General features: G+C 66.5%; 17 protein-coding genes. 10 read left to right on the top strand and 7 right to left on the bottom strand.

Translation table 11 applies throughout. The features are described from left to right. Positions 1 to 187: 187 nt before the first annotated feature. The 4 genes from yajC to MC45_RS03195 are packed head-to-tail and all read left to right on the top strand — an operon-like array spanning position 188 to position 3497. Complete coding sequence (yajC, locus tag MC45_RS03180; protein WP_038659408.1) at positions 188 to 526, top strand: preprotein translocase subunit YajC; 339 nt, start codon at positions 188 to 190, stop codon at positions 524 to 526. Next, entirely contained in the window at positions 526 to 2127 is a 1602-nt protein-coding gene (secD, locus tag MC45_RS03185) for a protein translocase subunit SecD (protein WP_038659411.1), read from the top strand. The genes yajC and secD overlap by 1 nt, the downstream gene beginning before the upstream one ends. Positions 2128 to 2143: 16 nt before the next feature. Beyond that, positions 2144 to 3118 (top strand): protein translocase subunit SecF, encoded by a 975-nt coding sequence (gene secF / locus MC45_RS03190; RefSeq protein ID WP_038659414.1) that lies wholly within the window; start codon positions 2144 to 2146, stop codon positions 3116 to 3118. A gap of 10 nt (positions 3119 to 3128) precedes the next feature. Continuing rightward, a complete protein-coding gene (locus MC45_RS03195) occupies positions 3129 to 3497 on the top strand; it encodes an Mth938-like domain-containing protein (RefSeq protein ID WP_038659417.1) in 369 nt (122 codons plus the stop codon). On the opposite strand, the gene MC45_RS03200 is transcribed toward MC45_RS03195, so the two are convergent. Beyond that, the gene (locus MC45_RS03200; protein WP_038659419.1) at positions 3479 to 4687 is read right to left on the bottom strand and encodes a glycosyltransferase; all 1209 of its coding nucleotides are present in this window, start codon (positions 4685 to 4687) and stop codon (positions 3479 to 3481) included. The genes MC45_RS03195 and MC45_RS03200 overlap by 19 nt on opposite strands. Positions 4688 to 4737: 50 nt before the next feature. After that, the gene (locus MC45_RS03205; protein ID WP_038659422.1) at positions 4738 to 5562 is read right to left on the bottom strand and encodes a pirin family protein; all 825 of its coding nucleotides are present in this window, start codon (positions 5560 to 5562) and stop codon (positions 4738 to 4740) included. Between the two features lie 91 nt (positions 5563 to 5653). Here MC45_RS03205 and MC45_RS03210 point away from each other — a divergent pair, with 91 nt between their 5' ends. Together MC45_RS03210 and recN are read left to right on the top strand one after the other, a co-directional pair. Beyond that, complete coding sequence (locus tag MC45_RS03210; protein ID WP_038659425.1) at positions 5654 to 6622, top strand: outer membrane protein assembly factor BamD; 969 nt, start codon at positions 5654 to 5656, stop codon at positions 6620 to 6622. A gap of 89 nt (positions 6623 to 6711) precedes the next feature. Next, positions 6712 to 8370, top strand: a complete 1659-nt coding sequence (gene recN, locus MC45_RS03215; protein ID WP_038659428.1) for a DNA repair protein RecN — start codon at positions 6712 to 6714, stop codon at positions 8368 to 8370. A gap of 34 nt (positions 8371 to 8404) precedes the next feature. Here recN and MC45_RS03220 read toward each other — a convergent pair whose 3' ends face one another. Continuing rightward, the gene (locus MC45_RS03220) at positions 8405 to 9385 is read right to left on the bottom strand and encodes an SDR family oxidoreductase (RefSeq protein ID WP_038659431.1); all 981 of its coding nucleotides are present in this window, start codon (positions 9383 to 9385) and stop codon (positions 8405 to 8407) included. 162 nt (positions 9386 to 9547) lie between these two features. Between MC45_RS03220 and ligA the strand changes: the two genes are divergently transcribed. From ligA to MC45_RS03240, 4 genes are all read left to right on the top strand, one after another. After that, on the top strand, positions 9548 to 11698 hold the full coding sequence (gene ligA, locus MC45_RS03225) for an NAD-dependent DNA ligase LigA (protein ID WP_038659434.1): 2151 nt from the start codon (positions 9548 to 9550) through the stop codon (positions 11696 to 11698). Between the two features lie 169 nt (positions 11699 to 11867). Beyond that, complete coding sequence (locus MC45_RS03230; RefSeq protein WP_038659437.1) at positions 11868 to 14657, top strand: TonB-dependent receptor; 2790 nt, start codon at positions 11868 to 11870, stop codon at positions 14655 to 14657. 102 nt (positions 14658 to 14759) lie between these two features. Further along, on the top strand, positions 14760 to 15872 hold the full coding sequence (locus MC45_RS03235) for a sensor histidine kinase (RefSeq protein ID WP_038659440.1): 1113 nt from the start codon (positions 14760 to 14762) through the stop codon (positions 15870 to 15872). Beyond that, positions 15869 to 16669: a LytR/AlgR family response regulator transcription factor gene (locus MC45_RS03240; protein WP_038659443.1), complete on the top strand. Its 801-nt coding sequence runs from the start codon at positions 15869 to 15871 to the stop codon at positions 16667 to 16669. The genes MC45_RS03235 and MC45_RS03240 overlap by 4 nt, the downstream gene beginning before the upstream one ends. 44 nt (positions 16670 to 16713) lie before the next feature. Here MC45_RS03240 and MC45_RS19195 read toward each other — a convergent pair whose 3' ends face one another. The 4 genes from MC45_RS19195 to MC45_RS03255 all read right to left on the bottom strand — a co-directional run bounded on the left by MC45_RS19195 (position 16714) and on the right by MC45_RS03255 (position 20527). After that, positions 16714 to 16860: a lmo0937 family membrane protein gene (locus tag MC45_RS19195; RefSeq protein WP_137897336.1), complete on the bottom strand. Its 147-nt coding sequence runs from the start codon at positions 16858 to 16860 to the stop codon at positions 16714 to 16716. A 110-nt stretch (positions 16861 to 16970) separates the two neighbouring features. After that, positions 16971 to 17759, bottom strand: a complete 789-nt coding sequence (locus MC45_RS03245) for a 3'(2'),5'-bisphosphate nucleotidase CysQ (protein WP_038659446.1) — start codon at positions 17757 to 17759, stop codon at positions 16971 to 16973. Then, entirely contained in the window at positions 17752 to 19101 is a 1350-nt protein-coding gene (locus MC45_RS03250; protein WP_038659449.1) for a TldD/PmbA family protein, read from the bottom strand. Before MC45_RS03250 ends, MC45_RS03245 begins: the two co-directional genes overlap by 8 nt. Positions 19102 to 19516: 415 nt before the next feature. Beyond that, on the bottom strand, positions 19517 to 20527 hold the full coding sequence (locus MC45_RS03255; RefSeq protein WP_038659453.1) for an aldo/keto reductase: 1011 nt from the start codon (positions 20525 to 20527) through the stop codon (positions 19517 to 19519). Positions 20528 to 20614: the final 87 nt, after the last annotated feature.

The following is a 20614-nucleotide window of genomic DNA, read 5'->3' on the forward strand; positions in this document are numbered from 1 at the left end:
CATGGCCATCGATCCCGGAGCGGGGCCTGTAGGCGGGTCCGTCGGGGGATGCAAGCGGCCTTTATCGATGGTGCGCCGGGAAGAGCCGTTGCAGCGGCGCAACATTGCGCGCCGCCCTAACCGATGCTAGCGCGCGGATTATCTTGTGCGGAGGATTTCCCCCGCCGATCAGCCATGCACGGATACGATGTTGATCTCTCCAGCTTATGCCCAGACCGCCGGCAGCGCCGCTGATGCCGGCGGGTACGCCTCGCTCATCAGCTTCGCGCCGCTGCTTCTCATCTTTATCGTCTTTTACTTCCTGATGATTCGCCCGCAGCAGACCCGCATGAAGGCGCTGCAGCAGGCGGTGGCCGCGGTGAAGAAGGGCGACAGCGTCGTCACCGCCGGCGGCGTGATGGGCAAGGTCACCAAGGTCGAGGATGCGTTCGTCGAGGTCGAGATCGCCCCGAACACCCGCATCCGGGTCGTCAAGGCGACGCTCGCCGAGGTGACCGGCCTCAACACGAAGCCGGCGAACGACTGATGCTCGACTTTCCGCGCTGGAAGGTAGCGTCGATCTGGGCGGTGCTCGCGCTGCTCTGCGCGCTGTCGATCCCCAGCTTCCTGCCCGAGTCCGTCACCAACAGCTGGCCGTTCCACCCGCGCATCAACAAGGGTCTCGACCTTGCGGGCGGCAGCTATCTGATGCTCGAGGCGGATACGCAGGATCTCGCGAACACCCGGATCGAGGCGATGCGCGAACAGATCCAGGGCACGATGCGCAACGGCACGCCGCGGATCGACATCGGCGACGTCTCGACGCGCAACAACCAGATCAGCTTCATGCTGCGCGACCCCAGCCAGGTTGATGCTGCGCGCGAGCGGCTGCTCGGCATCACCGGTGGCGGCGCGGGGATGACTGGCCAGCGCGAATGGGACATCCAGGTCGTCGATTCGAGCCGGTTCGTGCTCTCGCCGACGCAGGCCGGCCTGCAGCAGGCGATCAAGACGGCGATGGAAGACGCCACCGACGTCGTCCGCAAGCGCATCGACGCCCTCGGCACGCGCGAACCGACCATCGTCCGCCAGGGCGACAACCGCATCCTCGTCCAGGTGCCGGGCCTGCAAAATCCGCAGGCGCTGAAGGACCTTCTCGGCAAGACCGCCAAGCTCGAATTCAAGCTGGTCGATCAGACGGTCACCAACCCGGCGGATCTCGTCAAGGGCATCGCCCCGATCGGCAGCCAGATCCTGCCCTATCCAAAGAACCCGTCGGGCGTGCCCTTCATCGCCGTCAAACGCTCGGTGATGATCTCGGGCGACCAGCTCGCCGACGCACGCCAGGCGTTCGATCAGCAGACCAATCAGCCCAACGTCCAGATCACGTTCAACGCGGCGGGCGGCAACCGGTTCGCGCGCGTGACGCAGGCCAATGTCGGCAAGCCGTTCGCGATCATCGTCGACAATCAGGTCGTCACCGCGCCGAACATCGAGACCGCGATCCTCGGCGGCTCGGCGGTCATCAATGGCGGGTTCACGGTCGACAGCGCCAACCAGCTCGCGATCGCGCTGCGTTCGGGCAAGCTGGCGATCAACCTCAAGGTCATTGAGGAATCGACCGTCGGCCCCGACCTCGGCGCGGATTCGGTGCGGGCCGGCATCCTCGCCTGCTCGGTCGCCGTCGCGCTGGTCGTCGCCTTCATGTTCCTGACCTATGGGCGGTTCGGCCTCTATGCGAACATCGCCGTCGTCATCAACGTGTTCGTCATCCTTGGCGTGCTGGCGCTGCTCAACGGCACGCTGACGCTGCCGGGCATCGCCGGCTTCGTGCTGACGATCGGCACGGCGGTCGACGCCAATGTGCTCATCAACGAACGTATCCGCGAGGAACGCCGGCGGGGACGTTCGGTCGTCCAGGCGGTCGAACTCGGCTACAAGGAAGCCAGCCGGACGATCTTCGAGGCCAATATGACGCATGCCATTTCGGGCATCATCATGTTCGCGCTGGGCTCCGGTCCGGTGAAGGGCTTCGCGGTCGTGCTACTGATCGGCATCGCCACCTCGGTCTTCACCGCCGTCACCTTCACGCGCATGCTCGTCGCGCAGTGGATCCGGCGCGAGAAGCCCAAGACGATCAACATCTGAGGCGAAAGGCCAAGACATGCGCCTCCTGAAAATCGTACCCGACAACACCAACATCGACTTCGTCCGGCTGCGCGGCCTCGCCTTCGGGCTGACGCTGCTGTTGAGCGTGATCGCGGTCGGGCTGACCGTCTACAAAGGCCTCAACTTCGGCGTCGACTTCGTCGGCGGCCTGATGATCGAGGAGAAGTTCGCCAGCCCGCCCGATCAGAACAAGGTACGTTCGGTGATCGACGGCCTCGGCGTCGGCGAAGCCGCGTTGCAGCAGCAGGGCGGTCCGCAGACGCTGATCATCCGCCTGCCCGTGCAGGAAGGTGCGGACGAAGGTGCGACCAACGCCGTCGTGAAGAAGGTGGAAACCGCGCTGGCACGCGCCTTCCCCGGGGCGACGTTCAGCCGTTATTCGACCGTGTCCGGCAAGGTGTCCGGCGAGCTGATCCGCAACGGCGTGCTTGCCGTCGTGCTCGCGGTGCTCGGCATCGGCCTGTTCGCGATCCTGCGCTTCGAATGGCAGTTCGGCGTTTCCACCATCGTCGCGATCGTCCACGATCTGCTAATGACGGTCGGCTTCTTCGCCCTGTCGCGGTTCGAGTTCGACCTCAACATCATCGCCGCGGTGCTGACCATCATCGGCTATTCGATCAACGACAAGATCGTCATCGACGATCGCATCCGCGAGAACATGCGCCGCTATCGCAAGATGGACATGCGCGAGATCATCAACCTGTCGGTCAACGAAACGCTGCCGCGCACCGTTATGACCTCGGTGACGATCCTGCTCGCGCTCGTCGCAATGCTGCTGCTCGGCGGCCACGTGCTGCGCGGCTTCACCGCCGCGATGATCCTCGGCATCGTCGTCGGTACCTATTCGTCGATCTACGTGTCGTCGTCGCTGCTCATCACGCTCGGTCTTCGTGCCGAGCCGACCGGCGGCGACAAGCCGACCCGCGGCGTCGCCGACAATGCGGAGCGCGTCGGCCCGCGCGAGGGCTGAGGCGATGCGGATGCAGGCAGACGCGCAGACCGGCGGCCCGATCGTCCGCGGCTTCGTCGGTAGTGGGTTTCGTATCGACGACGAGCATGTGGCACGCGCTCTGTTGATGACGCATGAGACGGCGGTCGAATGGACCCCGCCGGCGCTTTCGGTGCTCGGCGAGGATGCGTTGCAGTTGCTGATCGACGCCGATCCGGAGTTCATCCTGATCGGCACCGGGGCGACGTTGGTGCGGCCGCCGGTCGCGCTGGTCAGCGCGCTCGAGGATCGCGGGATCGGCGTCGAGGCGATGGATAGCCGTGCCGCCGCGCGCGCCTGGGGCGTGCTGCGTGGCGAGGGGCGCGTGATCGGTGCGGCGCTCTACCCGCTCGACGCCTGACGCGTCCGGATCGTCCTGCGCCGGCCGTGGCGAACGAGCCCGCGTAGATGATCGACCAAGGCGGCGGTATTCGCCTCCCAGGTGAAGGCCGACGCGGTGGCGCGCACCGCCTCCGGCTCCGGCGGCGCCGCGAGCAGGTCGGCAATCGCCACGGCGAACGATGCCGGATCGCGGTGCGCGATGCGCCCGGCGGCGCGTGAGGCCACGACCTCGCGTGCACCACCCGCATCGGAGATGACGATCGGCGTCCCGCAGGCGAGCGCCTCCAGCCATGCGTTGGCCAGCCCCTCGGACGTGGAGGCCAGCGCCATGACGTCCGCCGCCGCACAGATCGCCGGAAGTTCGCCGTGCGGCACCGCACCGAGCAGGTGCAGGCGATCCGCACATCCCAATTCGTCGGCCAGAGCCAGCAGCCGCGCGCGCTCCGGTCCATCGCCTGCAATCGCCAATGCGACTCCCGGCAAGGCCGCCACGGCCCGGAGCACCAGATCGTGGCCCTTGCGTGAAATCAGCGCGCCGAGTGACAGCACCAGCGGCCCCGTCAGCCCCAGCGCCGTCCTCGCGGCCGGGCGGTCCGCGACCGGCCGGAACCGTGCCAGATCCACACCGGTGAGATGAACGCGGATACGCTCCTCCGGCATGCCGAGCGCCGCCATGTCCGTCCGCATGGCGGCGCTGACCGCGAGCAGGCCGTCGGCGCCGTGCGAGGCGGCGATGACCTGCGCGGCGGTCGGGCCGCTGGTGCCCCAATGGTGGATATCGGCGCCGCGCGCCTTGATCGACACCGGCACGCCATAGCGCTCGCCCAATGCCACCGCGGCCGGGCCGTCCGGAAAGAAGAAGGAGGCGTCGATGACATCAAAGGCGAAGTCGGTGCGGATGTCGTCGAGCAGCGGCACGAGCGCGCGGACCAGATGGTGTGCGTGCCAACGCCCGCCGACGCCGGGGATCGAGGTGAAACGCGGCCGATGGACGGGCAACCCGTGCCATATCTCGTGCAAGGGCAGCGTCAGCTTGTCGGCATGATGGATCAGCGCCAGCGGACCGGGCGGCAGGCCGATCGGCGCGACGACGCGAACCTCGACATCCTCGGCAGTGGCGAGGCCACGCGTCTGCCGTTCGACGAATATCCCGAAGTTCGGTCGGGTAGCGTCCGGAAACAAGGTCGAGAGCGTCAGTACGCGGAGCATAACCCGCGTACTAACCACTCGAAGTTAAAGCTTTCTCCCGACCCGTCCGGTCAGATGCGCCGGGTGCCCGGATAGGCGAACAGCAGGTCGGCGTCGGCGCTGGTGGTGATCGTCTCGCTGCCGCTGACGGTGAGGCATTCGCCCGCCTTGAAGGCGGTACCGGCGACCTCGCCCGAGCCGCTGATCGGCACCAGCCAGCCCGTCTGCCCTTCGGCCAAGGCGACGTCATGGCTGCCGGCGGACCAGCGTTCGAGGACGAATTTCGGCCCCTCGACGAGGATCGTCCGCCCCTCCCCGGCCGTGCCCGGCGAGGTGATCGGCTGATAGGGGGTCAAATGCGCCACCGCTACGCCGTCATCGAGGTGCAATTCGCGGTCGCTGCCATAATCGTACAGGCGATAGGTGGTCTCGCTATTCTGCTGCACCTCGATCAGCGTCAGCCCGCCGCCGATCGCGTGGATCGTGCCTGATGGCGCATAATAGAAATCGCCCGCCTTGACCGGCACCCAGTCGAGATCGTCCTCGATCGAACCGTCCTGCGCGTCGGTGCGCAGCTGCTCGGCAGAGATCGGCGCCTTGGGGCCGAGCGCGATCGTCGAATCGGGACGCGCCGCCAGGATCGTCCAGCATTCGTCTTTGCCGCGCGGCAGGCCGCGGGCATGCGCCTGCTCGTCGTCGGGATGGACCTGCACCGACAGTTTCTGGCCGGTGAACAGATATTTGATGAGCAGGTCGGGGGACGTGTCACCCGGCTCCTGGAACCAGATTTCGCCGATCGGCTCGCCGTCGGCGGGCGCATCCTCGAACCCGAAGCCCAGATCATGCCGGCCCCATGGCTTTTCGACGCGATGGGTGTGGAGCAGGGTAGCAGGCATGCGGGTCCTTTCGTGATCGTATCAACTCGGCGCCAACGTGCGACAGGGGGGATTGTTCGCACGGGCGGCCTTACGCTAAGAGCCTTAGCCGATGCGTATCCCCCAGTCCAAGGCGCTTGCCGCAGCGCTGATCGCCGTCCTCGCGCTTCCCGTCGCGGGCTGCGCCCGCAATCGTGCGAAGTCCGACCTGCCCTATGTCGCGCGCGACGTCGGCACGCTCTATTCGACCGCGCGCAAGCGGCTCGATCAAGGGCGCTACAAGGAAGCGGCGGTGCTGTTCGACGAGGTCGAGCGCCAGCATCCCTATTCGATCTGGGCGCGCCGCGCGCAGCTGATGAGCGCGTTCAGTTATTATCTGAACAAGGATTACACGCAGAGCATCCAGTCGGCGCAGCGCTTCCTGTCGGTCCATCCCGGCAACCGCGACGCCCCTTATGCCTATTACCTCGTCGCGCTGAGCTATTACGAGCAGATCCGCGACGTCACGCGTGACCAGAAGATCACCCGCCAGGCGCTCGACGCGCTCGGCGAACTGACCCGCCGCTATCCCAACACGCGCTATGCTTCCGACGCCCGGCTGAAGATCGACCTCGTCAACGATCACCTTGCCGGCAAGGAGATGGAAGTCGGCCGCTTCTACGAAACGCGCGGCCAGTGGCTCGCCGCGACGCTGCGGTTCCGCACCGTGATCGACAAGTTCCAGACGACCACGCACACGCCCGAAGCGCTGATGCGGCTGACCGAGAGCTATCTCGCCGTCGGCCTGCCCGACGAGGCGCAGAAGGCGACCGCGGTGCTCGGCGCCAATTATCCGGGAAGCGACTGGTACAATCACGCTTACGAGTTGATGCAGAAGCATCCGGTCAAGCCCGTTGCGCCGATCCCGGCGGGGCAGCCGATCATCCCGGCCGGCACGCCTGGTGCGAAGGCACAGACGCTGCCCGGCGAATCGGGCACCGCGACGCCCAAGGCCGAGGCCCCCGGTGCGCCCACCCCGGTCGGGACGACCGGCGGCACCACCGGCGGGCCGGTACCGAGCACCGAGACGCCGACGAGCTGATGGATCGCGGCGCGCCGGCCGACACTTTCGTGACGGACCGGAACGTTTAGGGATCAACATCCCGGTAACGCCGCGCTATATCGACCGCGATGCTGACCGCGCTGTCCATTCGCGATGTGGTGCTGATCGAGGCGCTCGACCTGGAATTCGGGCACGGGCTCGACGTGCTCACCGGCGAGACCGGGGCGGGCAAGTCGATCCTGCTCGATGCCCTGGGGCTGGCGCTCGGCGGCCGGGGCGAGACGGGTCTCGTCCGTCATGGCGCGACCCAGGCGGTCGTCACCGCGACCTTCGATCCGCCGAACGGCCCGCTTGCCGCGTTGCTCGACGACAATGGCGTGGAGATCGAGCCGGGAGAGCCGTTGCTGGTGCGCCGCATCGTCAAGGCCGACGGCGGCAGCCGCGGCTTCGTCAACAACCAGCCCGCCGGCGCTGCGCTGCTCCGCGAGATGGCGCCGATGCTCGTCGAGATCCACGGCCAGCACGACGATCGTGGCCTGCTCAATCCGCGCGGCCATCGCGCCCTGCTCGACGCATTCGGCCGGGTCGATCCGGGCGATACAGCGCGCGCCTGGACGACGCTGCGCGCGGCGGAAACCAAGCTGGCCGCCGCGCGTGCCGAGATCGAGACCGCGGCGCGGGATCGCGAATGGCTGGAACATGCGGTCGGCGAACTCACCACGCTGGCCGCCGAGCCCGGCGAGGAAGAAGCACTGGCCGACAAGCGGCGCGGGATGCAGCGCGCCGAGAAGATCGCCGACGAGCTTGCCGCGATCGACGACTATCTCGAAGGATCGAACGGCGGCCTCGCGCAGCTCCGCCAGGCGGCACGCGTCCTCGAACGGATCGCCGAGGATCATGCCGCGCTGGGCGAGGCGCTCGCCGCGATCGACCGCGCGGTGATCGAGGCGACGGTCGCCGAAGAGCAATTGGCCGAGGCGCGACGCGACCTCGCCTTCGACCCGCGCGCGCTGGAGGAGGACGAGGCACGCCTGTTCGAGCTGCGTGGCATGGCGCGCAAGCATCGCGTCCAACCCGACGAACTCGCCGCGCTGACCGAGGATCTTCAAACCAAGCTGGAACGGCTCGAAGCCGGCGAGGACGGCATCGCCGTGCTGGAGACCGCCGTCGCCGCGGCACGGGCCGATTACGACGCCGCCGCCGACATCCTGTCCCGGCGCCGCCATGCCGCCGCCGAACGGCTCGACGTGGCGGTGGCCGGCGAGCTGGCGCCGTTGAAGCTCGACGCGGCGCGCTTCCGCACCGTCGTCGTCACGCATGCGCCGGACGGCTGGTCGTCGCATGGCAAGGATCGGGTCGAGTTCGAGATCGCGACCAACCCGGGCGCGCCCTTCGCGCCGCTCGCCAAGATCGCCTCGGGGGGCGAGCTGTCGCGCTTCATCCTCGCGCTCAAGGTCGCGCTGGCGGAGGAAGGCGGCGCGGCGACGATGATCTTCGACGAGATCGACCGCGGCGTCGGCGGCGCTGTCGCGAGCGCGATCGGCGAGCGGCTGGAGCGGCTCGCCGAACATACCCAATTGCTGGTCGTCACCCACTCACCGCAGGTCGCCGCGCGTGGCGCCGAGCATCTGCTGATCGCCAAGAGCCACGACGGCATAGTGACGCGTACCGGCGTCCGCGTACTCGACGAGGCGGAACGGCGCGAGGAGATCGCGCGGATGCTGTCGGGCGCGACCGTCACCGACGAGGCGCGCGCACAGGCGGAACGGCTGCTCGAAACGGCCTGACCGCGGGGCCGGCGAATCGGCCCCGCGCTACCGGTCAGATCGCGCCCGTGCCGCCATTGGCGCCGAACGCGCTGCCCGTCGTGAAGCTGTTGCCGCTATCCGCCAGCGCCACGTAGAGGCCGGCGAGCTCCGCCGGCTGCCCCGCCCGCCCCATCGGCGTATCCTGCCCGAATTCGTGCATCTTGCCGGGCAATTGCCCGCCAGCAACCTGCAACGGCGTCCAGATCGGTCCGGGTGCCACCATGTTGACGCGGATACCCTGTTTGCCGAGCTGCTTGGCGAGCGCCTTGGTGAAGATCAAGATCGCCCCCTTGGTCGAGGCGTAATCGAGCAACTCCTCCTCGGGCGCGACCGAATTGACCGAGCCGGTGTTGATGATCGCCGCACCCGGCTTCATCAGCGGGATCGCCGCCTTGCTGAGGTGGAACATCGCATAGACGTTGGTCTTCATCGTCCGGTCGAATTGCTCGGCGGTGATCTCGGCGATCGATTGCTTCGATTGCTGATAGGCGGCGTTGTTGACGAGGATGTCGATCCCGCCCAGCTCGCGATTGGCGCGGGCGATGAGGTCTCGGCAGAATTTTTCGTCGGTCAGGTCGCCGGGGATCAGCACGACCTTGCGCCCCTCCGCCCGCAACAGTCGTGCGACGTCCTGCGCATCGGGTTCCTCGGTCGGGAAATAGTTGATCGCGACGTCGGCACCCTCGCGCGCGAAGGCGATCGCCGCGGCGCGGCCGATGCCCGAATCGCCGCCGGTGACGAGCGCCTTGCGCCCGGCCAGCTTGCCCGAGCCGCGGTAGCTCGCTTCGCCGCAGTCGGGCACCGGCTTCATCTCGCGCTGCAACGCCGGCCATTTCTGCTTCTGTTCGGGGAAAGGCTGGTTGGTGAACTTCGTCCGCGGGTCGGCCGGCGCCGCGGCGGGGCCGGTCTGCGCGATCGCCGATCCGGCGACGGCAGCGGCGCCGACGACGGCGGCACCCTTGAACAGGTCGCGGCGGTTGGTCTGATCGGTCATGGCAGGGCTCCGGAAGGCGTTCGTAGGAAAAGCTCCCGCACGCCCCGATAGTTCATCGATCGAGGAAGATTATTGCGGTTTTACAGCAAGATACTCGATGACGGGGTCTGCCCGTCGCGGCGAGCCTTGCCCGACCGGCCCTTGCTCCCCTACCCCGCTGCCATGACCGACCTGCCCAAGACCGCGCCGGATGCCGCCGCCGAGCTCGAAACACTCGCGGCCGAGATCGCCCATCACAACCAGCGCTATCACACCGAGGATGCGCCCGAGATCTCCGACGCCGCCTATGACGCGCTGGTCCGGCGCAACGCCGCGATCGAAGCGGCCTTCCCGGAGCTGGTCCGTGCCGATTCGCCGAACCGGCAGGTCGGCGCCGCCCCCGCCGCGCATCTGGCCAAGGCGCCGCATGCCCGGCCGATGACCAGCCTCGACAATGCGTTCAGCGAGGAAGACGTCGTCGAATTCGTCGCGCGTATCCGGCGCTTCCTGCGGCTCGACGCCGACGAGCCGGTCCTGCTCACCGCCGAGCCCAAGATCGACGGCCTGTCGTGCTCGCTGCGCTATGTCGACGGCGTGCTCGAACAGGCCCTGACCCGCGGCGACGGCCGGATCGGCGAGGACGTCACCGCCAACGTCCGCCATATCGCCGACATCCCGCAACGCCTCCCCGCCGACGCCCCGGCGGTGTTCGAGGTCCGCGGCGAGGTCTATATGGCGAAGGCCGATTTCACCGCGCTCAACCGGCGCCTGCTCGACGAGGCCGAGGACCCCGACAAGGCGCGCCAATTCGCCAATCCGCGCAACGCCGCCGCCGGCTCGCTGCGCCAGAAGGACGCGCGCGTCACCGCCACCCGGCCGCTGCGCTTCTTCGCCTGGGGCTGGGGCGATCACGACACATTGCCCGAGACGACGCAGTCGGCGATGGTCCAGCATGTCCGCAACTGGGGCTTTCGCGTCGCGGACGACGATCTGATCACGCCGCTGACCCCCAATATCGCCGCCGCGGGCGATGCGGCCGACGTCTTGCGTACCTATGCGGGGATCGAGGCGCAGCGCGCCGATCTGCCGTTCGACATCGACGGCGTCGTCTACAAGCTCGACCGGCTCGACTGGCAGGAGCGGCTCGGCGTCGTCGGCCGCGTGCCGCGCTGGGCGATCGCGCACAAATTCCCCGCCGAACAGGCGCAGACCACGCTGGAACGGATCGACATCCAGGTCGGCCGCACCGGTGCGCTGACCCCCGTCGCGCGGCTCGCGCCGGTCACCGTTGGCGGTGTGGTCGTGACCAATGCGACGCTGCACAATGCCGACGAGATCGAGCGGCTCGGCGTGCGCGAGGGCGACCGCGTCGTCGTCCAGCGCGCCGGCGACGTCATCCCGCAGATCGTCCGCAACCTCACGCCGGAGGCGGACCGCCCCGCCTGGCCCTTCCCGCGCAGCTGCCCCGATTGCGGATCGACCGTCGAGCGCGACGAGGGCGAGGTCGTCTATCGCTGCACCGGCGGGCTGATCTGCCCGGCGCAGCGGGTCGAGCGGCTGATCCACTTCGTCTCGCGCCACGCCTTCGACATCACCGGGCTCGGCGCAACGTTGATCGAGGCCTTCTTCACCGACGGCCTGATCCAGTCGCCCGCCGACATCTTCCGTCTCACCGAGGACCAGCTCGCCGCGCGCAAAAAGGATGGGCGGACGTGGGCGGCCAATCTGGTCGCGGCGATCGCCGCGCGGCGCGAGATTGCGCTCGACCGTTTCCTGTTCGCGCTCGGCATCCGCCACGTCGGCGAGATCACCGCCCGCGACCTCGCCCGCCGCTATCGCTCGATCCGCGCGCTCGGCGCGATGCTGCGCCACGCGGTGTTCCTCCACCATCGGATCGAGCCGGTCATCGGCGAGACCGAACGCAAGTTCGTCCTGCGCCGCGACCGGTTGCTCGTCGCGGCGATCGAGACGCCGGGGATCGGTCCCGAGGTCGCCGGCGCGCTGATCGGATTCTGCGCCGAGCGCCACAACCGCGATGTCGTCTTCGACCTGTTGCGCGAAGTGCGCCCGTCCGAATTGGTGTGGGAAACGCGCGCGTCGCAGGTGAGCGGCAAGACCGTGGTGTTCACCGGCAAACTCGAAACCCTGTCGCGTGACGAGGCGAAGGCACAGGCCGAGGCGCTGGGCGCGCGCGTCTCGGGATCGGTGTCGGCCAAGACCGATCTGGTCGTCGCGGGCGCGGATGCGGGGTCCAAGCTCAAGAAGGCGAGCGACCTCGGCGTGACGGTGATCAGCGAGGCGCAATGGGCTGAAATCGTGGCCGAACCGGCATGATCTGATCGCCACCGGCGTGGCTTTTTTGCAACGCAAAATATCGAAGCATCGCAGCACCATCGTCAGGCTCGCGAATGTCACGAACTCGCAATATTAGGCACCCAAGGGCCGCGGCAACGGCAAACAGCCGGCCGCGATTCCGAGCAGACGCTCAAAGGGGACTTATTCGATGCGCACGACATTCGCTTGCGGCGTGGCCTTGGCCGCGCTCATGATTCCAGCCGCAGCCTCCGCTCAGTCGACAGGATCGTCCGAAGCAGACAACGTGGGCACTGACATCGTCGTGACCGGCGCGCGGGAGGCCGGTGTCGGCGGCGTCGACATCCCCAACACGGCGAAGAACAAGCAGGTTCTCAATCAGACCTTCATCTCGCACCAGACGCCTGGCCAGACGGTGAACGACATCATCAACCAGCTGCCCGGCGTCAGCTTCCAGAACAACGATCCTTTCGGCTCAGCAGGCGGCACGCTCACCATTCGCGGGTTCGACGGCAGCCGCATCAGCCAGACGTTCGACGGTATTCCCCTCAACGATACCGGTAACTACGCGATCTATTCCAACCAGCAGCTCGACCCCGAGCTCATCGAGCAGGTCAATGTCAATCTCGGATCGACCGACCCGGACTCGCCGACCGCCTCGGCATCAGGTTCGACGGTGAACTATCGCACGCTGATCCCGACCGACGATCTCGGCGCCCGGATGGTCGGCTCGATCGGCGATTACAGCTTCTTCCGCGTGTTCGGCTTGGTCAACACGGGCGTCTTCACCCCGTTCGGCACCAAGGCATGGTTCTCGGGCTCGAGCGCGACCAACGACGTCGTGTTCAACAATTTCGGCAAGATCAACAAGCAGCAGTATAACGCGAAGGTCTATCAGCCTATCGGCAGCGGCAAGGACTTCATCTCCGTTGCCGGCCACTACAATCAGAATCGCAACAACTTCTTCGGCTCGGCACCGCTGCGCTATGATACGAACGTCTTCACCTCGACGGGCGGCACCGGTGCCAATGCCGCCGCCCCTGTTCTCGTCACCGGCGCGACCCGCGTTGCAGGAACGAGCAACCTTAGCCGCTTCCCGAACAGCCGCGACGAATTGCCGTATTCGGTGGGTCGCTGCCAGATCGACCAGCCGCAGGCTGGTGTCGCCGACACGCCGGCGATCGTCAACGTGCCCGGCGCGTCCAACAACGGCAGCGGCTGCGGCACCACCTTCGACGAGCGCTACAACCCTTCGAACACGGCCAACATCCGCGTCAACTCACGATTCACGCTAAACGACAAGCTGACGCTCTTTGTCGATCCGTCGTATCAATACACCAAGGCGAACGGCGGCGGCACGGTCACGGCACGTGAAAGCGGCTACACCCGCGCGGCGACGTCCACGCTGCCGGCGATCAGCACGCCGCAATACGGTTTCATCGGCGGCCAGTATTATTTCGGGCGTGACCTGAACGGCGATGGTGACGTGCTCGATCAGATCACGCTGCTTGCGCCCAGCCAGACGGTGACCAACCGCTATGGCGTCATCGCATCGCTGCGTTACGACTTTTCGGACACGCAGAGCTTGCGTGTCGGCTACACGCTCGATTACGGCCGCCATCGCCAGACTGGCGAGCTCGGCTACCTTCAGGCGAACGGCATTCCGTTCGACGTCTTCCCGAGCAATAACGGGCTTGCAGCCACCAACGGTGGCATCGTGCAGAAGCGCAACCGCTTTTCGAAGGCGATCCTGAACCAGGGCTTTGCGCAATACATCGGTAATTTCTTTGACAGCAAGCTGCGCGTCGAAGCGTCGGTGACCGGCAAATGGTTCAAGCGCGATCTAACCAATTATTGCTTCTCGACCTCGGCGGGCGGCAATGTCGACTGTTTGGCCACTCCGGGACAGAACACGGCGTATGCGACGGCCAACCCCTATGTCGTTGGTGGCACCGCAACCGCCCCGACGATAACTGGCTTCGCGGCGCCGCAGAACCGCGTCTACAAATATGATCGCATCCTACCGGCGGGCGGTCTGACGTACGAAATCAGCAATGCCTTCTCCATCTTCGGCAATTACTCGAAGGGCATTCAGGTCCCGGGCACGGACAACCTGTATCAGGCATTCTATTATCCGCAGAACACCAACGCCGCGAACCCGACGCCTGAGATTACCGACAATTTCGATGCGGGCCTTCGTTATGCGAGCAGCCGCATCCAGGCTTCGGTTGGCCCTTGGTACACGCGCTTCCAGAATCGTCTGGCAAGCTCCTACGACATCGACACCCAGCAGACGATCTACCGCAACCTTGGACGCGTCGATAAGTATGGTATCGACGGCAACATTTCCTATCGTCCGATCAACGAGCTGCTGTTCTACGTTTACGGCTCCTACCTGAAGTCGGAGATCAAGAACGACGTCGAGATCGGCCGCTGCCCGACGACGCTGACCGCAGCGAATACGACCAATAACTGCACCGTCGCGGGTGCGCCCATCCTCGCCCAAACCGCAGGTAAGCGTGAATCCGGTGCGCCCGTATACACGTTCGGCGGTCGTATCCAGGCGACGCTGGGGCCCCTCGAACTCGGCGCACAGGCCAAGCGCACTGGCCGCCGTTACGTTAACGACCAAAACCTCGGCAACTTCGGCTGCACGGTCGCACTCGTGAATACCGTTTGCCCCACGGTGAACGACGTGCCTGCGACGTACACCGGCACGCGCGGCATCTTGGTCCAGACTTGGGATTCTTATGCCAAGGGCTATACGGTCGTCGACTTTGACGCGCGTCTGGCGCTTGATTGGATCGGCATCGGCGGCAACAACAAGACGTATTTGCAGCTTAACGTCGTCAACGCCTTCAACAAATTCTACGTTGGCGGCTTCACGGGCGGTTCGACCCTTTCGGTCAATAACACCATCCCGTTCGTTCAGATCGGCAGCCCACGCGCTTTCATCATGTCGATCAACACGGCATTTTGATCCCCTATCCCGACTAGTAACGTCTTGGGCCGCCGCTCTTCTCGGGAGCGGCGGCCCTTCTTTTTTGCACCGTCGGCGTCACCCGTGTAGAGACGCCCCGACATGGCGACCCTTCCCGCCCCATCCCGCCCGGCGCTCAACGTGCGTCCGTTCTTCGAGAACAAAAGCCGCGCCTTCTGGACGTTGCAGGCGGTCGGCTGGACCGGCTACCTGCTGCTCCGCGGCGCCTCGACGCTGACCAACCTGTCGCTCGACGCGATCATCCCGGTGATCGTCGAGGCGATCGTCGGTTATTGCGTCACGCTGCTGCTCTCGACCTTCTACGGCTATTTCCGTGGGCTGGCGCGCGCGCCGGGGCTGTTGCTGACCGTCCTCGCCTTCGCCGCGGCAACCTTGTTCTTCGCCTTTCTCGACGCTTTCACCTGGTCGCTGATCCAGAACGGCCAGCCCGGCGTGACGCTGCCGCGACTGCTCGTCTCCTTCTACGTTGCCTTCACGGTGATGGCGGGATGGTCGGCGCTGTATTTCGGGATCAATTTCTATCTGATCGTCGAGCAGCAGATCGACGAGATGCAGCATCTCGAGAATCAGGCGTCATCGGCGCAGCTCGCGATGCTGCGCTACCAGCTCAACCCGCATTTCCTGTTCAACACGCTCAACTCGATCTCGACACTGGTGCTGCTCAAGCAGACCGAGCGGGCGAATGCGATGCTGAGCCGGCTGTCGTCGTTCCTGCGCTACACGCTCGCCAACGAGCCGACCGCGCACGTCACCGTCGCGCAAGAGGTCGAGACGCTGAAACTCTATCTCGAGATCGAGAAGATGCGGTTCGAGGAGCGGCTGCGGCCGGTGTTCGAGATCGATCAGGCGGCCGAACGCGCGCGGCTGCCGTCGCTGCTGCTCCAGCCGCTGGTCGAGAATGCGATCAAATATGCGGTCAGCACGCAGGAGGAAGGCGCCGAAATCTGCGTTCGCGTGCGGCTCGCCGGGGATCGCGTGCAGATCGGCGTATCCGACACCGGACCGGGTTTGCTCGACGGCCGTGTGATGCCAAGCCTTTCAACCGGCGTGGGTCTCCCCAATATTAGGGAGCGGCTGATCCAGGCCTATGGCCCGGACCACCGCTTCGAGACGCGTACCGCGCCGGCTGGAGGCTTTTCGGTGGAGATCGAAATTCCCTTCCAGCTCGACGATCTGAGTAGAGAGGCCGCATGACGATCAGAACCATCCTGGTGGACGACGAACCGCTCGCGATCCAGGGATTGGAGCTCCGGCTCCAGGCGCATGATGATATCGAGATCATCGAGAAATGCTCCAACGGCCGCGAGGCGATCCGCGCGATCAAGACGCACAAGCCCGACCTCGTCTTCCTCGATATCCAGATGCCGGGTTTCGACGGGTTTTCGGTGGTGCAGGGGCTGATGGAGGTCGAACCGCCGTTGTTCGTCTTCGTCACCGCTTATTCGGACCATGCGCTGCGCGCGTTCGAGGCGCAGGCGGTCGACTATCTGATGAAGCCGGTCGAGGAGGCGCGGCTCGCCGATACGATCGAGCGGGTGCGGCAGCGCCTGTCCGAGAAGCGCGGCGTCGAGGAGGTCGAGAAGCTCAAGGAGGTGCTCGCCGAGCATGCCCCCGAGGCGGCGGCCGATATGGTCGAGGGCGGCGACGCGGTCAGCGCCAATCGCTTCGAAAAGCTGATCAACATCAAGGATCGCGGCCAGATCTTCCGCGTCGACGTCGATACGATCGAGCGGATCGACGCGGCGGGCGATTATATGTGCATCTACACCGGCGACAACACGCTGATCCTGCGCGAGACGATGAAGGATCTGGAGAAGCGGCTCGATCCGCGGCGCTTCCAGCGGGTGCACCGGTCGACGATCGTCAATCTCGATCTCGTCAAGCAGGTCAAGCCGCACACGAATGGCGAATGCTTCCTGGTGCTCAACTCGGGCGCCAGCGTGAAGGTCAGCCGCAGCTATCGCGACGTGGTCGCGCGCTTCGTGCATTGATTAGGACGGCGACGGCCCCCTCCCGGGAGGCCGTCGCCGGGGGGTCAGAGGGCCTTGCGGCCGGTGAAGAGCTGGATCAGGCCGACGATGATCGCGACGACCAGCAGGATGTGGATGAGACCACCGGCGATGTGGAGCGAGAAGCCCAGCAGCCAGAGGATCAGCAGGATTACGGCAATCGTCCACAACATCGTACGGCTTCCCTTCCAAGGCGAGCGGCCAACGGGCCGTCGTGCGGAATAAAACGTTACGCAGGCGTTGCATGTTCCGTTGGCCGATCAACCAATTGGAACGGCACGGCTCAGTGGCCGAATGCGGCGTGGGCGCGATCCGCCAGCCAGGCCAGGGCCTCGGCATGGATGCCCGGCGCGGCGACCATCACGCCGAATGCGGTGGGATCGGGCTTGTTGTAGCGGAGCGGCGCGCCCAGAGCGTCGCTGACCGTCGCGCCCGCCTCCGCGGCGATCAGCGCGGCGGCGGCGATGTCCCATTCGTTGCCCCAGCGCAGCGTGGTCAGCAGATCGGCCTCGTCGGCGGCGACCATCGCCATCCGCAGGGCGATCGAATTGGGCTTGTGGACCGCGGTGAGATGCCGGTCGATCTTGGGGAGCGCATCGGTCGGCACGCGCGCCCCCGCCAGCACGTTGCGGTCGCCGGCGTGGAGCGCCACGTCGTTGCGCCACGCCCCCTGCCCCCGCGTCGCATGCCAGCGCTCGTCGCGCGCCGGGGCGTCGAGCACGCCGAGCACCACCTCGCCGTCATCGACCAGCGCCACCGACACCGCCCAGCCCGGCCGGCCGCGGATATAGTCGCGGGTGCCGTCGATCGGATCGACCACCCAGACGCGCGACCGCCGGAGCCGGTCGGGACTGTCGACCGTCTCTTCCGACAGCCAGCCGGCATCGGGCAGCAGCCCGGCGAGCCGGGCGCGCAGCATCCGGTCGACATCGAGATCGACCTCGCACACCGGACTGCCCGGGGTCTTCTCCCAGCGCGCGAAATCGGTCTGCCAGCGGGCGAACGCCATCGCCGCCGCCTCGCGCGTCACCGCGACCACCGCGGCGGTCAGGTCGGCGATCGCCTCAGCCACTCGCGACCGTCATGCCGTCGACCCGCACCGTCGGCACGTTGATGCCGTGACGGAATTCGAGATCGTTCGCGGGGGTGAGCGCAAGGAACATGTCCTTGAGATTGCCGGCCACGGTGAACTCCGCGACCGGGCCGGCGATCTGCCCGCCGACGATGCGAAAGCCGGCGGCGCCGCGGCTGTAATCGCCGGTGACGCCGTTGATGCCCTGCCCGATCAGCTCGGTGACGTAGACGCCATCGGCGATGTCGGCGATCAGCGTCGCGACGGGCACGATGCCGGCGGCCATATAGAGGTTGCTCGGCGACACGCCGGGACCGCCGCCGACGCCGCGCGCGGCATGGCCGGTCGGCTCCAGCCCCAATTGCCGCGCCGACCCGCTGTCGAGCAGCCAGGTCTCCAGCATGCCGTTCTCGACGATCGCGACCGGCGACACCGGCAGCCCCTCGCCGTCGAACGGCCGCGAGCGCAGCCCGTGCGGGCGATGGGGATCGTCGCAGATCGACACGCCGCCGGCGAACACCTGCGTGCCGAGCGCGTCGAGCAGGAAGCTGGTCTTGCGCGCGATCGCCTGTCCGGAGATCGCGCCGGTGAGATGGCTGAGCAGCGACGAGCCGACGCGCGGGTCGAACACCACCGGCATCGGCCCGCTCGCGACGCGGCCCGGGTTGCGGCGCGCGACGGCGCGTTCGCCGGCGCGGCGGCCGATCGCGTCGGGGCTGTCGAGATGCGCGCGCTTGCGGGCGGCGTGGTGCGCATAATCGCGTTCCATGCCGGTCGCGGCATCGCCGGCCAGCACGCTCGCCGACAGGCTGTAGGCGGTCGCGGCATAGGCGCCGGCGAAGCCGTGGCTGGTCGCCAATGCCCAGATCGAGCGCGACGCGCTCGCACCGCCGCCCTCGCTGTTGGTGACGCCGGGCACCGCGCGGGCGGCATCTTCCGCCGCCAGCGCCCATTCGCGCAATTCGGCCGGGGTCGGCTCGTCGCCGTCGGCAAGGTCGAGCAGCGGCGGCGCGCCATGCATCAGCCGGTCCTGCGGCGCGAGCCCGGCCCAGCGATCCTCGGGCGCCTCGCGTGCCATCGCGACGGCGCGGTCGACCAGCGCATTGGTCGCGTCGGTCGACAGATCGGAGGTGGAGACGCTCGCCGACCGCTGGCCGACGAAGACGCGCAGGCCGAGTTCCTCGCTTTCCGAGCGGCCGACATCCTCCAGCGCGCCGAGGCGGACGGAGAGGTCGAGCGAGGCGTCGGCGGCGAAGACGGCATCGGCGGCGTCGGCTCCGGCACGGACGGCACGGGCGACGATATCGGCGGCGCGATCGCGCGCCTGATCGGGGGTCAGCATCGTTCCGACTTAGGGGGCCAGCCGGCGGGATGCTAGGCCCCGCAATTGTGGCGAATTAAGGCAACGTGGACAAGATGGACACCTTAACGGAAACGATCCGGCCCCATCGTTTCCGTTTTTGCGATGATGGGAGAAGAACGGGTGCGACATGGCCGGCAGTATACGGTGCCATCGCCGTGTAGGACATAGCGGGGCATGCGGGGTCAAGCCTACCGTAGGTCGACATTCCGTATCGGGATGCCACGGATTCGCAGAGGTACGGAGATGCTGGCGCCGTTGCATCCGTGGTTCCGTGGAAATCTCGTCTCGTCACGGAAGGACTGCGCCTCCCGAGGATCGGACACCTCCATGCCTTTGTGAAACCCATCTTTGCAGCGAATCGTCCTCATTCAGCAGGTCGAACCGCTTCAAGTTGTTACCCAGCGCGATCCGGGACATTGGCACCCGAACCCTCCGGCAACAGCAATGCGATCTCGTCGATTTCGGCCGCGCTCAACCGGAACGTGGCGGCGGGCATCAGCGCGTCGACCTGCGTCGGCCGGCGAGCACCGACGATCGCTCCGGTGACAGCGGACTGACGGAGAACCCATGCGACGGCGACGACGGCCGGACTGACGCCATGTCGCTCGCCGATGGTGCGCATGCCATCGACCAACGCTAGATTGCGGCTTAACCGAGGTTCCCGAAAGTCGGCCCCGCGCGTCTTGCGCCAGTCATCATCGGGCAGTGCCGCGATGCGCACCGGTGTCATGCTGCCGGAGAGCAGTCCGGATTGCAGCGTCGAATATGGGATGACACCAACTCCAGCCTGTTCGCAGAACGGGAGGATATTATCCTCCACGTCGCGCATGATCGCCGAATAGGGCGGCTGCAGCGCAACTATGGGCGCGATCGCGAGGGCACGGCGTAATTGGGCGACGTCGAAATTCGAGACGCCGATCGCACGGATCTTACCGGCGCGCTGCAGGGTGGCCAATGCGTCAACCGCGGCCTCGATACCGTCGTCAGGATCGTCGGAGGAAAAAGCCGGCCAGTGGATTTGATAGAGATCGATGGTCTCCACCCCGAGGCGTCGCAAGCTCGCCTCGACCTCGCGGGTCAGGGACATCGGATCGAGTGAGTGGGATATCGCTCGCGTTGTCTCGTCCCATATCAGACTGCCCTTGGTGAAGATCATCGGCCGCTTGGCCGCGTCCATCGCTTTGAGCATCTGCCCGACCACGACCTCGGCATGACCCAGGCCATAAACGGCCGCCGTATCGATCCAGTTGAGCCCCCGTTCCACAGCACGCTCAAGTGTGGCGATGCTCTCGGCATCGTCTTGCGCGCCCCAGCCGAATTCCCAGTCCGGGCCGGCGATTGCCCACGTTCCGAGGCCCAGCGGCGAAATGAGGAGATCGGACGATCCGAGACGACGCAACTTCATGACGAGGCTCCTGCTGACGAATCGTCTATCGCAGGATGATGGCGTGCGGATTAGACGAGCTTTTCTCGATGCAGTGATGAGCGAGAT

The organism is Sphingomonas taxi, from assembly GCF_000764535.1.
GTDB lineage: Bacteria > Pseudomonadota > Alphaproteobacteria > Sphingomonadales > Sphingomonadaceae > Sphingomonas > Sphingomonas taxi.

Bases quoted from the DNA above. Each gene is read 5' to 3' on its own strand.
- yajC (WP_038659408.1), top strand. From the start codon at position 188: ATGTTGATCTCTCCAGCTTATGCCCAGACCGCCGGCAGCGCCGCTGAT.
- secD (WP_038659411.1), top strand. From the start codon at position 526: ATGCTCGACTTTCCGCGCTGGAAGGTAGCGTCGATCTGGGCGGTGCTC.
- secF (WP_038659414.1), top strand. From the start codon at position 2,144: ATGCGCCTCCTGAAAATCGTACCCGACAACACCAACATCGACTTCGTC.
- MC45_RS03195 (WP_038659417.1), top strand. From the start codon at position 3,129: ATGCAGGCAGACGCGCAGACCGGCGGCCCGATCGTCCGCGGCTTCGTC.
- MC45_RS03200 (WP_038659419.1), bottom strand. From the start codon at position 4,687: ATGCTCCGCGTACTGACGCTCTCGACCTTGTTTCCGGACGCTACCCGA.
- MC45_RS03205 (WP_038659422.1), bottom strand. From the start codon at position 5,562: ATGCCTGCTACCCTGCTCCACACCCATCGCGTCGAAAAGCCATGGGGC.
- MC45_RS03210 (WP_038659425.1), top strand. From the start codon at position 5,654: ATGCGTATCCCCCAGTCCAAGGCGCTTGCCGCAGCGCTGATCGCCGTC.
- recN (WP_038659428.1), top strand. From the start codon at position 6,712: ATGCTGACCGCGCTGTCCATTCGCGATGTGGTGCTGATCGAGGCGCTC.
- MC45_RS03220 (WP_038659431.1), bottom strand. From the start codon at position 9,385: ATGACCGATCAGACCAACCGCCGCGACCTGTTCAAGGGTGCCGCCGTC.
- ligA (WP_038659434.1), top strand. From the start codon at position 9,548: ATGACCGACCTGCCCAAGACCGCGCCGGATGCCGCCGCCGAGCTCGAA.
- MC45_RS03230 (WP_038659437.1), top strand. From the start codon at position 11,868: ATGCGCACGACATTCGCTTGCGGCGTGGCCTTGGCCGCGCTCATGATT.
- MC45_RS03235 (WP_038659440.1), top strand. From the start codon at position 14,760: ATGGCGACCCTTCCCGCCCCATCCCGCCCGGCGCTCAACGTGCGTCCG.
- MC45_RS03240 (WP_038659443.1), top strand. From the start codon at position 15,869: ATGACGATCAGAACCATCCTGGTGGACGACGAACCGCTCGCGATCCAG.
- MC45_RS19195 (WP_137897336.1), bottom strand. From the start codon at position 16,860: ATGTTGTGGACGATTGCCGTAATCCTGCTGATCCTCTGGCTGCTGGGC.
- MC45_RS03250 (WP_038659449.1), bottom strand. From the start codon at position 19,101: ATGCTGACCCCCGATCAGGCGCGCGATCGCGCCGCCGATATCGTCGCC.
- MC45_RS03255 (WP_038659453.1), bottom strand. From the start codon at position 20,527: ATGAAGTTGCGTCGTCTCGGATCGTCCGATCTCCTCATTTCGCCGCTG.